This window comes from Bradyrhizobium niftali (genome assembly GCF_004571025.1).
GTDB lineage: Bacteria > Pseudomonadota > Alphaproteobacteria > Rhizobiales > Xanthobacteraceae > Bradyrhizobium > Bradyrhizobium niftali.
Window position 1 is genome coordinate 104556 of the sequence record NZ_SPQT01000032.1, and the last position, 14468, is coordinate 119023.

The 14468-nt window shown below is 63.3% G+C and carries 12 protein-coding genes and 3 pseudogenes; 9 read left to right on the plus strand and 6 right to left on the minus strand.

The window, feature by feature from the left end; all coding sequences use genetic code 11:
* Nucleotides 1-52: 52 nt before the first annotated feature.
* From E4K65_RS38470 to E4K65_RS38485, 5 genes and pseudogenes are all read right to left on the minus strand, one after another.
* Nucleotides 53-1981 (minus strand): alkyl/aryl-sulfatase, encoded by a 1929-nt coding sequence (locus tag E4K65_RS38470; protein ID WP_135178529.1) that lies wholly within the window; start codon nucleotides 1979-1981, stop codon nucleotides 53-55.
* A gap of 122 nt (nucleotides 1982-2103) precedes the next feature.
* The gene (locus E4K65_RS49850; RefSeq protein ID WP_027546576.1) at nucleotides 2104-3387 is read right to left on the minus strand and encodes a TRAP transporter large permease; all 1284 of its coding nucleotides are present in this window, start codon (nucleotides 3385-3387) and stop codon (nucleotides 2104-2106) included.
* Nucleotides 3388-3630: 243 nt separating this feature from the next.
* Nucleotides 3631-3996 (minus strand): annotated as a pseudogene (locus E4K65_RS49855) (TRAP transporter small permease); the annotation flags it as partial.
* Nucleotides 3997-4232: 236 nt separating this feature from the next.
* Nucleotides 4233-5234, minus strand: coding sequence for a DctP family TRAP transporter solute-binding subunit (locus tag E4K65_RS38480; protein ID WP_135178530.1), 1002 nt, complete (start codon nucleotides 5232-5234; stop codon nucleotides 4233-4235).
* A gap of 199 nt (nucleotides 5235-5433) precedes the next feature.
* Nucleotides 5434-6204 carry a methyltransferase domain-containing protein gene (locus E4K65_RS38485; protein ID WP_135178531.1) on the minus strand — a complete coding sequence of 257 codons (771 nt, stop codon included), beginning with the start codon at nucleotides 6202-6204 and terminating at the stop codon, nucleotides 5434-5436.
* Between the two features lie 138 nt (nucleotides 6205-6342).
* On the opposite strand from E4K65_RS38485, the gene E4K65_RS38490 reads away from it, so the two are divergent.
* The 6 genes from E4K65_RS38490 (at nucleotide 6343) to E4K65_RS38515 (ending at nucleotide 12289) form a co-directional block, all read left to right on the plus strand.
* On the plus strand, nucleotides 6343-7086 hold the full coding sequence (locus E4K65_RS38490) for an SDR family NAD(P)-dependent oxidoreductase (RefSeq protein ID WP_135178532.1): 744 nt from the start codon (nucleotides 6343-6345) through the stop codon (nucleotides 7084-7086).
* Between the two features lie 270 nt (nucleotides 7087-7356).
* On the plus strand, nucleotides 7357-8193 hold the full coding sequence (locus E4K65_RS38495; protein WP_135178533.1) for a high-affinity nickel-transport family protein: 837 nt from the start codon (nucleotides 7357-7359) through the stop codon (nucleotides 8191-8193).
* A gap of 152 nt (nucleotides 8194-8345) precedes the next feature.
* Nucleotides 8346-8873, plus strand: coding sequence for a hypothetical protein (locus tag E4K65_RS38500; RefSeq protein ID WP_135178534.1), 528 nt, complete (start codon nucleotides 8346-8348; stop codon nucleotides 8871-8873).
* Between the two features lie 127 nt (nucleotides 8874-9000).
* Nucleotides 9001-9951: an MBL fold metallo-hydrolase gene (locus E4K65_RS38505; protein ID WP_167771491.1), complete on the plus strand. Its 951-nt coding sequence runs from the start codon at nucleotides 9001-9003 to the stop codon at nucleotides 9949-9951.
* Nucleotides 9952-10055: 104 nt separating this feature from the next.
* Nucleotides 10056-11180 (plus strand): WD40/YVTN/BNR-like repeat-containing protein, encoded by a 1125-nt coding sequence (locus tag E4K65_RS38510; RefSeq protein ID WP_135178536.1) that lies wholly within the window; start codon nucleotides 10056-10058, stop codon nucleotides 11178-11180.
* Nucleotides 11181-11380: 200 nt separating this feature from the next.
* Nucleotides 11381-12289 (plus strand): Vgb family protein, encoded by a 909-nt coding sequence (locus E4K65_RS38515; protein ID WP_135178537.1) that lies wholly within the window; start codon nucleotides 11381-11383, stop codon nucleotides 12287-12289.
* 21 nt (nucleotides 12290-12310) lie between these two features.
* Here the strand turns inward: E4K65_RS38515 and E4K65_RS38520 are convergent, their stop codons facing one another.
* Complete coding sequence (locus tag E4K65_RS38520; RefSeq protein ID WP_135178538.1) at nucleotides 12311-13159, minus strand: HoxN/HupN/NixA family nickel/cobalt transporter; 849 nt, start codon at nucleotides 13157-13159, stop codon at nucleotides 12311-12313.
* A 111-nt stretch (nucleotides 13160-13270) separates the two neighbouring features.
* Here E4K65_RS38520 and E4K65_RS49860 point away from each other — a divergent pair.
* The 3 genes and pseudogenes from E4K65_RS49860 to E4K65_RS38535 form a co-directional block, all read left to right on the plus strand.
* Nucleotides 13271-13348 (plus strand): annotated as a pseudogene (locus E4K65_RS49860) (3-oxoacyl-ACP reductase); the annotation flags it as partial.
* A 158-nt stretch (nucleotides 13349-13506) separates the two neighbouring features.
* Nucleotides 13507-14151: a cation efflux transmembrane domain-containing protein gene (locus tag E4K65_RS38530; protein ID WP_135178539.1), complete on the plus strand. Its 645-nt coding sequence runs from the start codon at nucleotides 13507-13509 to the stop codon at nucleotides 14149-14151.
* Between the two features lie 95 nt (nucleotides 14152-14246).
* Nucleotides 14247-14468: pseudogene (locus E4K65_RS38535) on the plus strand (IS110 family transposase); the annotation flags it as partial.

Consider the following 14468-nt stretch of genomic DNA (forward strand, 5'->3'; position numbering starts at 1 on the left):
GCCGGGACGACACAGAGTGTGTTGGGGCTTCAACGCGCCATTACGAGAAGCCCTACCCCACCACCGCTCGCTTCGGCTCCACGATCTCGAACATCCGCGGAAACTCGTCCATCAGGCCCATCAGCTCGGCGAGCTTCATCGGATTGCCTGACAGCGTGATCTTGCCGGCGGCGACCGCCTCCGGAAAGCTCGTGAGCTTCGCGATGACCTCGTCGAGCGTCGCGCGCGCGAGCGTGAAGCTCGCATCGGCGTTTTCCGCCTGCACGCCCTCGCTATAGGTCAGCGCAGAATTCTCCAGGTTGAGCACGAAGGTTTCGCCCGTGTCGGAGAAACGCCAGTTCAGCACGATTTGCTTTCCTTCCGCCTTGGGGCCGTTGAGGCGGATGCCGAGCACGTCCCAGAGCTGCCCGGTGCGCAGCGCCGCCAGCGTCTCGCGCGGCATCGGCGGGCGCGGCGGGGCCTTCGGCATGCCCTGGCGCAATTCCTGGGCGCCGAACAGATAGGCGTTGCGCCAGGTCGCGCTCTCGGCGGCATAGCCGAGCTGCTCCAGCGTATCGGCCAGCAGGCTACGTGCCGCCGCATTGTCAGGCTCGGCGAAGACGAGATGGCCGAGCGCCTGCGCGACGAAGCGGAATTCGCCCTTGTCAAAATCCGTCCGCGCACGGGCGAGGATCGAGTCGGCGCCGCCCATATACTCGACATACTTCCTGCCCGAGGCCACCGGCGGCAGCGGATCGAGATTGACCGGGTTGGCGTCGTACCAGCCGAGATATTTCTGGTAGATCGCCTTCACATTGTGCCGGATGTGGCCGTAATAGCCGCGGCCGTGCCAGGCGCCCTCCAGGCTCTTCGGCAGCTGGATCGTTTCGGCGATCTCGGCGGCGGTGAGGCCATGGTTCATCAGGCGGATGGTCTGGTCGTGCGCGAACTTGTAGAGATCGCGCTGCTGCCGGATCATGGCGCCGATGCGCTCGCGTCCCCACACCGGCCAGTGATGCTGGCCGCACATCGCCTCCGCCCTGCCGTCCCACAGCTGCAGGGCCTCGCCGAGGTACTTCGACCAGGCCAGCGCATCGCGCACGTCGGCGCCGCGGAACGGCAGCAGATTGTGGAAATTGTGGGTGCAGTTTTCCGCGAGGTTCAGCAGCTTGTAGCGCGGGATGAAGAAGTGCATCTCCGCCGGCGCTTCGCTGTTCGGCGCCATCTGGAATTCGAACTCGACGCCGTCGATGACGCGCCTGTCGCCGGTCGCGATGATCAGGTCGGTCGGACGCAGCAGCGCGACCGAGCCCGCCGCCATCGACTTGCCGAGCCCGCAATCGACCTGCCCGCGCACGCCCTTGGCGAGGAACGGGCCGAACTGATACTGCGCCCGCCGCAGCATTGCAGGTCCCGCGATGATGTTCTCGGAGACGGCGTGCTCCATGAACAGGTTCGGCGCGATGATCGGCACGCTGGCCGTGGCGAGCGCGTCCTCCTCCAGCACGCCGCGCGCGCCGCCCCAATGGTCGGTGTGGGTATGGGTGAAGATGACGGCGGCCACCGGCTTCGTGCCGCGATGCCTGAAGTAGAGATCGAGCGCGGCGCGCGCGCCTTCGATCGAGGTCAGCGTGTCCACGACGATGACGCCGCGCTCGCCCTCGATCAGCGTCATGTTGGCAATGTCGAGCCCGCGCACCTGGTAGACGCCCGGCACCACCTCGAACAGCCCATGCTGCATGTTGAGGCGCGACTGCCGCCACAGGCTGGGATTGACCGTGGGCGGCGCCTGTTCAGTGGAGAGAAAGCCGTAGGGCTCGAGGCTCCAGACCGTCCGCCCCTGCGGGTTGGTGATCGCCGCATTCTCGATCGTGCCGAGAAAGCCGCGCGCGGCATCGTCGAAATCCCGCGTGTCGGAAAACGGCAGCGCATTCAGCATCGCCGTTTGCCGCGCGATGACGGACGGTGTTGCGTCCTTCGGTTCGCGGCTGAGTTCAGTCATTTCGGTTTCCTCCGGCCTGTTGCGCGGCATCTAACCGCATCTCGCGGTCGATTGCCATCATTGGCGGAGGCAGCACAGGCGCCCCCACAGGGGGAGAGCGTGCACCGAATTCGCCACCCTCGCTAATGCATCCCCAGCACCCGCGGCAGCCACAGCGTCAAATCGGGCCAGTAGGTCACGATGACGAGGAAGCCGAGCATGGTGATCAGCCACGGCAGCACCGCGACCGCGAGCTCGGTTATTCGCATTCGCGCGATCATCGAGGCGACATAGAGGTTGAGGCCGACAGGCGGATGGCAGAGGCCAACCTCCATGTTGACGTCCATCACGATGCCGAAATGCACGAGGTCGATGCCGAGCTTCTTGGCCGCCGGTGCCAGGATCGGCGCCATGATCAGGATGATCGAGTTCGGCTCCATGAAGTTGCCGGCGAGCAGCAAGAGGATGTTCACCACCAGCAGGAAGCCGACCCAGCCGAGGTTCTGCGCCGCGATCCAGTCGGCGAGCGTCGCCGGCAGGTTCTCGTTGGAGAGCACGAAGGAGAACAGCACCGCGTTGGTGACGATGTAGAGCAGCATCGCGCTGGTATTGGCGGCGCGGAGCAGCACCCGCGGCACGTCTTTCAGCCCGATGGCCCTGTACACGAACACCGCGATGACGAAGGAGTAGACCGCGGCCATCGCCGCCGCCTCGGTGGCGGTGAACAGGCCGCTGTAGATGCCGCCGATGATGATGACGACCAGCATCAACCCCCAGATGCTCTCGCGGAAGGTGCGGACGGTCTCGCCCCAGCTCGCCTTCGGCAGGCGTGGATAGTCGCGTTTGCGCGCGAGCCACCAGGTGACGATGCAGAGCATCGTCGTCAGCATGATGCCGGGCAAGAGGCCTGCGACGAACAGCGCGCCGATCGAGGTATTGGTCGAGACGGCGTAGACGATCTTCGGGATCGACGGCAGCATCAGGATGCCGAGCGAGCCCGCGACCGTGATGATGCCGGCGCCGAAATGCATGGGATAGCCGTGCCGGACCATCTCCGGCAGCACGATCGCGCCGATCGCGGCAACGGTCGCGACGCTCGAGCCGCAGACCAGCGCGAACATCGCGCAGGCGACGATGCCGGCGAGGCCAAGACCGCCATGCCAGTGGCCGATCAGCGAGGTCGCGAAATTGATCATGCGGCGCGCGACGCCGCCATGGGTGAGGAAATTGCCGGCGAGGATGAAGAACGGGATCGCCATGATCTCGAAGCCCTCGATGCCCGTGAAGAGCTTCATCGAGACCGCTTCGATCGGCACCGTGGTCAGCGTGAACAGGAACGTCATCACGGTGAGGCCGAGCGCGATCGAGACCGGGATGCCGGTCAGCATCAGCGCGATCAGCAGCGCGAAGACGGTCGCGGCCCGCATCCAGTGCGGCAGCAGCACCACGCCGAACTTCTCGGCAAGGCACATGGCGAAGATCAGGATCGGCGCCAGGATCAGGATGACGCCGAGCGGCGACACTTTTCGCGCGGCGGCTTTGGTCGCGGCGCCGGCGGGCTGCGGATGCAGCGCGGGCGAGACGTCGGCCTCCACGCCTTCGACACGGGTCTCGTCGTGGTGCGGCAGCTCGCCGGTCCAGTAGTAGAACCATGAGACCTGGAGGAAGCGGAAACACATCAGGCCGGAGCCGAGCGGGATCGCCAGATAGACGAACCACATCGGCGCTTCCAGATCGTTGGACTGCTGCCCGGTGTGGAACATCTCCTTCACGAAGGAGGCGCCGAAGGCGGCGATCATGCCGGTGAACAGCGCGCCGCAGAGCAGCGCGAACAGGATCACGTGCTTGCGCGAATGTTCGGGCAGGCGGTTGACGAGCAGGTCGACGCCGACATGGATGCCGGTGCGCACGCCATAGGCCGCGCCGAACTTCGCCATCCAGATGAACATGTAGATGCAGAGTTCCTGCGCCCATGACAGGTCGAGCTCGGACAGGAAGGTGAACACCGTCATCGACAGCGTCGCGAGCCACGTCATCCCGTGTGCGGCCGCCCAGCGCGACAGGACGATCGACTCGCCCGCGCCATAGCGATGCAGGACCGCGATGAAGATCAGGCCGGTTGCGGCCGCAATGAGCGTCGCGATCAACCATTCTTCGAGATGATTGAGCGCCTGGTTGAGCACGCGAAGCAAATCAAGGTCCCCCTACCGATGCGAAACGGCCGGGAGCGCACATACTCCCGACCGTTTGTATTATTCCTCCGGAAATCGCGTCAGTTCATCTTGACGTCGAGTTCCTTGGCGACGAGATCGAGCACTTCCTGCCCGACCCGGCCCTTCGCCCATTTGTAAGTCGGCTGCATCGCTTCCTGCCACGCCTTGCGATCGGCGTCGGTGAGATAATGCAGCGTGGTCTTGCCCGCCTTCTTGATCTCGGCGAGCGCGTCCTCGTTCTCCTGGCGTGCGATCGAATTGGTGTAGTCGGTCGCCTCGTTCATCGCCTTCTCGAGCTGGGCGCGAATGTCGGGCGGCAGGCCGGACCAGAATTTCGAGTTGACGATCACCGCATATTGCAGATGGGCATGATAGGACACGGTGATGTCCTTCTGCACCTCGTAGAACTTCTGCGTCCAATAGTTGGACGCGGTGTTCTCGCAGCCGTCGACCACGCCGGTCTGCAGCGCCTGGTAGACCTCGGAGAACGCCATGATCTGCGGGATCGAACCCATCAGGCGGAAATACTGGTCCGCGATCTTCGATCCCGAGATACGGAATTTCAGGCCCTTGAAATCCTCCGGCTTCATCAGCGAACGATTCGACGACACCATGTGGAAGCCGTTGTCCCAATAGGCGAGGCCGCTGATGCCCTTGGCCTCCAGCTTCTGGAACAGCCACTTGCCGACCGTGCCCTTCATCGCATTGGCATAGGTCTCGTCGTCCTTGAACAGCCAGGGCAGGTCGAGCGCCTCGAACTCCTTGATGCCGAGCGGCGCGAACTTCGCGGTCGAAGGCGCGAGCATCTGCACCGAGCCGAGCTGCAGCGCCTCGATCTCCTCCTTGTCCTTGTAGAGCGAGGAGTTCGGATAGACTTCGATCTTGACCTTGCCGTCGGTGTACTTCTCGGCGAGCTCCTTGAACTTCAGAGCGCCCTTGCCCTTCGGAGTGTCGTTGGCGACGACGTGGCTGAATTTGATGCTGATCGGGCTCTGGGCCTGGGCGACAGCAGGGGCCATGAGAACAGCCGCAGCGACGACCGCAAGGAGCAGCTTGCGCATGAAGTAACCTCCCAACAACCTCTAAAACCGGGTCTTTTTTGTTTTCCGATTTCAGTAGTGGCAGCAATCCGCCACCCGAACAACTAGACCTAAGCCCAATTTGCCGCAGCCAAGCTATCTTGGCGGCCGTTGCTGACGCAACCCGACACCCGCGCGTGCATCGGGGAACGAGCGCTTATGTCGCATTGCGGCAATGCCATCAGCCCTTGCGCTGGGCGACCATGAACAGACGCCGGAACGGGAACAGCGTCTGCCCCGCCGCATTCTTCGGATACGCCTTCGCCACCCGCATCCCATAGGCCGCCTCAAAGGCAGCCTTCTCGTCGCCCGCGAGCACATCGAGATAGCGCGTCAGCCAGGCGCCCTTGGTCCATTCCTTCACCGGGTTCTCGCCTTCGAGCACCTGAAGATATTCGGTCTCCCAGATGTCGATATTGTCGGACATCGGAGCAAGAAGATCGTGATAGAAGGCCGGCCCCTCGACCGGCGACGGGGTGACGAGATGCTCGACCTTGGACCGCCAGGGGCCGTTCAGGGCGGTCTCGCCGATCAGCACATGCGAGGGGGCCAGAAAGTTGCGTGGCATCTGCACCGCGAGCATGCCGCCGGGCACGACCTTCTCCATCACTGACGGAAACAGTGCCGCATGATTGGGCAGCCAGTGCAGTGCGGCATTGGAATAGATCAAGTCATATCGCTTGGCCGGACGCCACTGGCCGAGGTCTTCATGGGACCATTGCACGTCCGGCGCCGCCTTGCGGCCGGCGGCAACCATCTCCGCCGAGCCTTCGACGCCGGTCACGGTCGCATCCGGCCAGCGCTCCCTGATCAGCCTGGTGACGTTGCCCGCGCCGGCGCCGAGATCGGCGATCTCGCGCGGCGCAAAATCCGGAATCCGCATCAACAGGTCGACGGCGGGCCGGAGCCGATGGCCGGAGAACTTCAGATATTGCTGCGGATCCCAGACCATCGTCTCAGCCTTTTCTTTTTCGTGTTTCCTTCAACGTGGCTCTTGGTTACCACTGCTCGTCCCGCTCAGGCAATTCTCCTGACAGGGACGGGCAGGAAACGAACCGCAACAAGAAACCAAACAAGAGAGCGTGCGACCATGGATCTCGGGCTCAAATCGAAAACCGCTGTCGTCACCGGAGCGAGCATCGGCATCGGCCGCGCCATCGCCAAGGGCCTCGCGGCCGAAGGCGTGCGCGTGGTCGGTGTGGCGCGGCGCACTGATCTCCTCGCCGAGCTGGTGCAGGAGGTCGGCGGCGGATTGATCACGCCGTTCGAGCAGGACGTGATGGCCAAGGACGCGGCAGAGAAGATCGCCGCCTTCGCGCTCAAAGAGCTCGGCCATGTCGACATCCTCGTCAACAATGCCGGCGGCAGCCGCCCGCTGCCGGTCGATGCGCCCGACAGCAAATGGGACGAAGCGATCGCGCTGAATTTCACCAGCTACCGCCGCATCGCGCATGCGCTGCTGCCGCAGATGATCGAACGCAAATGGGGTCGCATCGTCAACATCACCGGCAAATCCGAGCCTGAAGGGCTCAACGCCGCGTTCGCCGCGAAGGCCGCCGTGCACGCCTGGGCCAAGGGCCTGTCGCGCGAGATCGGCGAGCACGGCATCACCATCAACTGCATCCCGCCCGGCCGCATCATGAGCGAGCAGATCCGCCGCAACTATCCGCCGGACTATCGCGAGCGCTTTGCCGAGGAAGAGATTCCGGTCGGCTATTGGGGCGAGCCGGAGGACCTCGCGGCGCTCGCGGTGTTCCTGGCCTCGCCGGTGGCGCGGTACATCACGGGGACGGTGATCCCGGTGGATGGGGGGCTGCGGCGGTATCAGTTCTAGGGCGGGGTTGTTGAAGCCGATCAGGGAGCGAACGCGCGCAGCGTCTGATCTGGTCCCGGAAGCGGACAGCGTCGGCTCGCGCTCTGGCGGGTCGGCCATGGGCCAGGACCCGGACATGAGCACGACAATACGGTTACCCAAGCATGCGGGGCCGGGCGCATGCCCCACACTCAACCGTACTCAGGGCGCGCGCACGCAAACTCGAATTGGTGTCGTCGGGTCGAGACATTGGATGTTACGGCTCGGGGATAGCCATGTTAGCGTGTGCGCATGACCGGAACTGCCCTGAATGTCTTGTCGTTCCTGTTGCTCGGCTTCTTCCTCGGAATGAGGCATGCGACCGACGCCGACCATGTGGTCGCTATCGCGACGATCGTCAGCCGCGAACGCAGCGTGGCGGGCTCGGCGCTGATCGGTGCCGCATGGGGCGTAGGACACACCATCACGGTCATGGCGGTCGGCGCCGCGATCGTCGTGTTCGGGGTCGTTATCCCGCCGCAGCTTGGTCTGTCGATGGAATTTGCGGTCGGCATCATGCTGATCCTGCTCGGCGTTCTCACCTTGACGGGGATCGGGCGCGCGGTCGGCACAGCTCACGTCCATGCCGGCGTCCGCAGCGGACATGCGCTCGATCTTCATGACCACTTGCATGCACACGGCGATTACGTGCACCGGCACCCGCACGGTCACCACCTCGGTGCGCACGGGCACGCTGAGGAGCATACACCATTGGCGCGGCTTGACCGATCCTGGCTCGGGCGGATCGCGCTCTATGAGTGGCTGCGCCCCTTCGCGGTCGGCCTCGTGCACGGCCTTGCAGGATCGGCCGCCGTCGCCCTGATGGTCCTATCCATCATACGCGAGCCGATCGCTGCGCTCGGCTATCTGCTGCTGTTCGGGCTCGGCACCATCACCGGAATGATGTTGATCACGCTGATACTGTCGGCGCCGTTTGTGTTCACGGCGGTCAATCTGCCAAAATTCAATTGGCGGCTCCGGGTGGCCTCGGGGCTCGTTAGCTTCGTCTTCGGGCTGGTGCTGGTCTACGGGATCGGCTTTGCCGATGGGGGCCTGTTCACTGGCGCGCCGACCTGGGAACCCCATTGACCGCAAGTTGACGACGGCAAGGAATTGGTGCGGGCAGGTCTGTTTCGCCGCCGCGTCGGTTGACCGCCGCGGAAACCGAGGGATAGAGTGCCGCAACTATAAATGGAGGATGCGCCATTCAGACGATCGGCACGGCCGGTGGGCGATCCTTGTTGCTGGCGGGCGTCGTTGTGGCGCTCGCGGCAACCGCGGGTGCGGCATGGCTACACGAGATCCGGCCGCGGTCGCAATCAGCGCTGCAAACGTTCAACGCGCGGGCCGAGAAGGCGCAGCTGCCGGCGTTGACGGCGGACGAGGAGCGCTTCGCGACAACCTTGTGGGCCGTCCACCGTGAGGCGACGCGGTCGGCGGTGGCATTGAGCTTTGCCGGCATCACCTATCAGACCGAGGATCGGGACGCACAGGCGTTCGCACGAAAGATCGAGCCGCTGGCGAAATTCTTTCATGATGCCGAAATGCAGGTCCGCGCCATGAGCGCGCCACCCTCGCTATCGAAGACACAGTCGCAGTACGTCGACGCGATGGCACTCTACGCCAACGCCGCGACCGAGATGCTAAAGTTCGCCGAAGACGGCGACTCGCAGCGGCTCCAAGTTGCGCATAGTTTGGATGTGAAGGCTTCGGAGTACATGCTTCGCGTTGGCGAAGTGCTTTGGCCGGGACAATACAAGCCGCACTAGTGGTCGATCGAAGGGAAGCAGCAAGCGAAATCCGTCTTCCAGTCAAAAGGAAATCATGTAGCTGTAACGGAGGAACGCAATGAGAAGATGTGCACCTAGAATCCGTTCGTTTGCGTTGACCGCGGGGATGGCGGCGATGACAAGCCTATTCGGCTTGGCTGCGCAGGCCCAACAACCGGTCTGCTCGGCATGGCTGATCGAGAGCAGCCGTTTCATGAACGTGCCGTTCGGATCCTTCATGCCAGATCGCACTTTCGTGCCTGGCAGCACCAAGCCGGAGAGCAACATTGCGAGCGTCGATCTGCCGGTAAACGTCGGCGTGATCAAATGCGGAAGCGAGTTGATCCTCTACGATACCGGTTGGAAGCAGCAGGATTACCTGAAGATGACCGGGTCGGATCACTGGGCTCCACTGCCGGACCAGCTGAAGGCTCTCGGCTTCAATGCCGCCGATGTCACCAAGGTGGTGATCGGCCACGCTCATTGGGACCACGCCGGCCAATTGTCTGACCTGCCCAATGCCGTGCTCTACGTCCAGCGCGAAGAGCTAAAAGCGATTGAATGGGCCCTCAACTATCCGGAACCGCACATCCGGGCGGTTAACTCCGATCCGGGGGGCTGCAACCGTACGCCTGCTTGCGGCTACATGCCGCTCACCGTCGAGGAGGTCTACGGCAAGGTGCTGAAGGGCAAGGCGGTGATCGTCGACGGCGAGATGGAGATCCTGCCGGGCGTGCGGATTCATCCGGCGTTTCGCGCTCATACAGCCGGCTCGCAACTGCTCGAGGTGCCGACCAGCATCGGTAAGCTAGTGTTTGGCTCGGACGCGTTTTCGTCGTACGAGGGCATCCGCGATTGGATGACGGCGAACGTGCAGCAGACCGATACCGTCCAGCAGTTTCTCGCCTATGAGAAGTGCTACAAGATCACCGGCGGCTATAACAACTGCGTCGCCGCCCACGAGCCGCTGAGCTACACGGACAAATATCCGTTGACGAAGAATTCTTGGGTGGCGCTGAACGGCGGCCGCATGGCCGAGCTCACGCTGGCGCCGGGTGAAAAGTCGCGCAAGCCATGAGAGGTGTTTTCGAGGTGGGATCAGTCTTCCCACCTCGACCGCTTGATCCTGCGACTGGAAGAAGAAGTATCTGCGCGCGTTGGCTGCCCCTCTGGCTTGCCTGCGTGATGTTCCTTTTGACTGGCAGCGTGTCTGCTCATGACGCGAGCAGCTATGGTGGCGTGTTTCGCTCCCGTGATCTCGGCGCCGCCTGGTTGAATGCGGATGTCGGCCTGTTTCTCAATGCGGCACTTGTCGTCGCCGTCGACCCAAGCGATTCGTCCCACCTGTTGGTCGGCACCGACCTCGGAATCTTGAGTTCGCACAATGGAGGTCGGAGCTGGGTGCCGGAGGCGCGAGATCTTGTCATCGGCGCGGTATTCGCGCTTGCCTTCTCGCCGGAGGGCGAGTTGGCTGTGTGCGCGGCCGCAAACGGTGTGTTTCGCCGCGACCGCAACGGCTGGCTGCGCGCCAGGGCCCCGGACTCCGCGATTCCGGCGCGAGCTCTGGTCAGCGGACCAGCGAACAATCGTTTCTATCTGCTCGGCCGCAGCGGGCTGTTTTCGAGCGAGGACGGCGGGCGCACCTATGCGGTCGTGCCCGGGCTCCCGCAGGCGAGCGAAATGACGGCGCTGGCGGCATTTGCGGGATCGGCCGACACTCTGGCGGCCGTGATTGACGGCCAGGCGATGATCAGCCGCGATGGGGGACGCACCTGGTCCGACGCCGGTTTTGGCGGCGCAGACGCGCCCGTCGACACGATCGCCGCCGATGCGACGCGGCCGCATCGGCTGTGGGCGGCGGCGCGCGGCGGAGTCCTTGTCCGCGACGACCTCGGTTCCGATTGGCATTCCGTTGGACGTTCACTGCCTGAGCCGAAAGCCCGAGTGCGCGGTATCGCGGCGAGCGCCGACGCGATGATCCTGGTGGTTTCCTCTGATCGCGGAATCTACCGCAGCGAGGACGGTGGAGAAACGTGGACGCAGAAAGAAGACAACCTTCCGATTCATATCGAGGCCGGCCCTCTCGCCCGCGATCCGAAAGATGCGGGTATCATCTACGCAGTCTTTTCGCTGATGCCCTATGCGGAGGTTTGGCGCATGGCGGTCGATGGCGGCAACCTGTTGGCGCGCATCGAACCGATCAGCCTGGCCGGTGCTCTCTCGTTTTTTCTGCTCGTTCTGATCGGCGGCTGCCTTGTGGTACGTTACCTGTCACGCAAACGCGGCGCAGCCGATCTGTCGCTTTGATCCGCGCGTGGCCGCCGGTACCACTGACGCGAATAGCCGCAGCCACTATCGTTGAGAACTTTGGATTCAGGAACGGTATCAGAGCCGTGGAGTGACTGGTGTCGACTTCGAAACTCGTACGGCCGCGAAGGATTGTAAACTTCGGAATCGGGGCGCTAGTCGCAATGCTTTGTATCGCGGTTCTGGCGGGAGGTGCGCTGGTGCTGGTACGAGCCGTCGCCAAGGAAAAATTTGTTGAGTACCGCATGGGCGAGCCAGAGGATGCGCCAATCGCGATTGCAGCGGGCATCGACGGCAGTATCTGGTTTACCATCGACCATGCCGATGCGATCGGCCGTGTACGAAATGGCCGCATCGAGCGGCTACCTACATCGAACCGCAACATCGAGCCGCTCGGGCTCGCGGTCGCTGCTGACGGCAGCGCCTGGTACACGGACCTCGCCGCGCGCGCTATTACGCGCGTGAGCAGTAGCGGCGAGATCGCACGGTTTATGCTCGATACTCCGATCACTCGCCTCGGACGGCTGGCGATCGCGCCCGATGGAGCCGCTTGGTTCGCCGACCTGACCGGCTATGGCGTGACCAGGCTAAAAGCCGGAGTTTTTACCCGCCATCGAATCGAGTCTGCGAGGGGCGGACCCTATGGCATCGCCGTGTCCACCGATGGCACCGTGTGGGCGACACTGCAGAACGGCAACCAACTGCTCCGTGTCGCCGCCGATGGGACTAGCAAGACGTTCGACCTCCCCCACGGTGGCGCCGTGCCAACTGACGTCGCGGCTGGTTCCGACGGCTCGGTGTGGTTCCTGCAATTCCGCGCCAACCAAATCGGGCGTTTCAAGGATGGGCAATTCTTGGATGTCGAAGTGGGGCAGGAAAACGTCGGCCTAAGCGGTATTGCCATTGCTCCCAACGACGACGTGTGGTTCGGCATGATGCGCCGTGCGAGTGTCGGGCGATTGCGCAATGGCCGCATCGCGGTCTTTCCGCTGCCGCGCGACAATGCCCGGCCATTCAGTGTCGCTGTCGATCGCGATGGCAATGTCTGGTACGCGGACATTAGCGGATTTGTAGGCATGCTGCCGGCGAAGCATGCGGGGGCACCCTGAGCGCAGAAGACACAAAGAGAGTTAAGACGCCGACAATGCCGCCAGTTCGGATACCGCCCGAATTGTCAGCACGACGCCCATCCCGACGATCAGCAGACTGGTGGCGATCTGCAGGCGGACCATCCAGATGCTGTCCAGCCAGTCGAGCACCTTTTCGCCGACTTTCGCGGCAACGATGCCAACCACCACCAGCGTCGCCGCGAAGCCTAGGCTGAATACCAGGACGGTGATCACGCCCAGCATGACTTTTCCGCTCGACAAGGCGCCGAGCAGCAGCGCCAGCGCGGCGGGATCTGGGAGCAGGCCACCTGCAACACCCAACGCCAGCAGCACCGGCAACTTCGGACGATTTTCGGCCATGACGTCAAGCCGGTGGGCATGGACTTTGCCGAATCCGTGGCTATGCCAGACTACAGGCTCGCGACGGCCATCGCCATGAGCATGCCCATGGCTATGCGAGTGGTCGTGGTGAGCGTGGTCGTGCCCCTGATCGCGCGCGTGGGCATCCGTACGACGCGCAGCATCGCCCGGCTGATAAGCCTCGCCCATAGCGAGCGCCACAAGATCGCGCTGCGCCCATAGCATCCATAGGCCGAGCACGATCACCAGGCTGCCGACTACGACCGCCAGATAAGCTTCAATCCGCTGCGGTTGCAACCAAGCCGAGCCGAGCGAAGCGAGCACGCCAATCAGGACGATACCGCTGACGTGGGAAAGCGTGACGAAAATTCCAAGGATCACGGCGTCGATCGGCTTGCCGCGCGCACCAACGATGTAGGCAGCCGCGATCGTCTTGCCGTGCCCCGGTGTCGCCGCATGTGCGGCGCCCGCCCAAAAGCTCGACGCGATGAAGAACAGGAGTTCTCGCATTCAGGGCAAACCGTCAGTTGGCCGGTTATGGTCGTGGAATGTGCTACTTTAACGCGGTCAAGAATTCCCTCAAGGCCGCCGATTGGATTCGCGCCGTGCTCTTGCCCGCAGCTCGCCTCGCCGGTGGCGCGGTACATCACGGGGACGGTGATCCCGGTGGATGGGGGGCTGCGGCGGTATCAGTTCTAGGGCGGGGTTGCTGAAGCCGATCAGGGAGCGAAACCAGGCAGTGTCCGATCTGCTCCCGGAAGCGGACAGCGTCGGATCGCTCTGGCGAGTCTGCTATGGGCCAACAGACGACCTAAAGCGCACTGGCGACGCGTCCCGATTCAACTTATCTTCGGCTCATGAACGACTGCTGTTGCGCTCCACCGCCCTTGAACCTCGGCGGGAACAAGAAACGAGATGCCGCCTACCGGCGGGTGCTCTGGACTGTGCTTGCTATCAACGCCGCTATGTTTGCCGTTGAGGTGGTCGCGGGTCTTGCTGCCGGATCAGCTTCCCTGCAAGCCGATTCACTCGACTCCCTAGGGGATGCTGCGAACTACACCATCAGCCTACTCGTTGTCGGTCTGGCACTCCGCTATCGAGCTGGTGCGGCCCTTGCGAAGGGCGCCACAATGGGCATGTTTGGCGTATGGGTCGTTGCAACCGTCATCTGGCATATTCTGCACGGAACGCTTCCGAGCGCTTTCGCGATGGGCACCGTGGGAGCTGCCGCTCTCGTTGCGAACGCAGCTTCGTTTGGTCTGCTTTGGGCTTATCGTCACGGTGATGCAAACATGCGGTCTGCATGGATTTGCACTCGTAACGATGTTCTGGGTAACCTCGCGGTGCTGTTAGCTGCGGCTGGCGTGTTCGGGACCGGGACAGGTTGGCCCGACATCGTCGTGGCGACGATCATGTCGTTGCTTGCGATTCAGGGGGCTGTGGTAGTGGTCCGGCATGCCAGCAGAGAGCTACAGATTGGCCGACTGGCGGCGGCTGAGTAATTCAGCCGCCCGAAGTCTCCTAATGGGATGGTCCGGCCGTGCTCCTGCCCCGCCAGCGATAAGCTGGCCAGGGGCGCCAAGACAGGGAGCACGCCATGTCCCAGACACCCAGTACCGCGATCGCCGTGATCGGCATCGATATCGGCAAAAACTCGTTCCACGTCGTGGGCCACGATACGCGCGGCACCATCGTGCTGCGGCAAAAGTGGTCGCGTGGCCAGGTGGAGGCGCGGCTCGCCAATATGCCGCCTTGCCTGATCGGCATGGAAGCCTGCGTCGGCGCACATCATTTGAGCCGCAGACTCGCATCGTTAGGT

Excerpts from the sequence above, each read along its gene's own strand:
- E4K65_RS38485 (WP_135178531.1), bottom strand. The coding sequence starts at position 6,204 with ATGGTCTGGGATCCGCAGCAATATCTGAAGTTCTCCGGCCATCGGCTC.
- E4K65_RS38495 (WP_135178533.1), top strand. The coding sequence starts at position 7,357 with ATGACCGGAACTGCCCTGAATGTCTTGTCGTTCCTGTTGCTCGGCTTC.
- E4K65_RS38470 (WP_135178529.1), bottom strand. The coding sequence starts at position 1,981 with ATGACTGAACTCAGCCGCGAACCGAAGGACGCAACACCGTCCGTCATC.
- E4K65_RS38530 (WP_135178539.1), top strand. The coding sequence starts at position 13,507 with ATGAACGACTGCTGTTGCGCTCCACCGCCCTTGAACCTCGGCGGGAAC.
- E4K65_RS38480 (WP_135178530.1), bottom strand. The coding sequence starts at position 5,234 with ATGCGCAAGCTGCTCCTTGCGGTCGTCGCTGCGGCTGTTCTCATGGCC.
- E4K65_RS38490 (WP_135178532.1), top strand. The coding sequence starts at position 6,343 with ATGGATCTCGGGCTCAAATCGAAAACCGCTGTCGTCACCGGAGCGAGC.
- E4K65_RS38520 (WP_135178538.1), bottom strand. The coding sequence starts at position 13,159 with ATGCGAGAACTCCTGTTCTTCATCGCGTCGAGCTTTTGGGCGGGCGCC.
- E4K65_RS49850 (WP_027546576.1), bottom strand. The coding sequence starts at position 3,387 with ATGCGGGCCGCGACCGTCTTCGCGCTGCTGATCGCGCTGATGCTGACC.
- E4K65_RS38505 (WP_167771491.1), top strand. The coding sequence starts at position 9,001 with ATGGCGGCGATGACAAGCCTATTCGGCTTGGCTGCGCAGGCCCAACAA.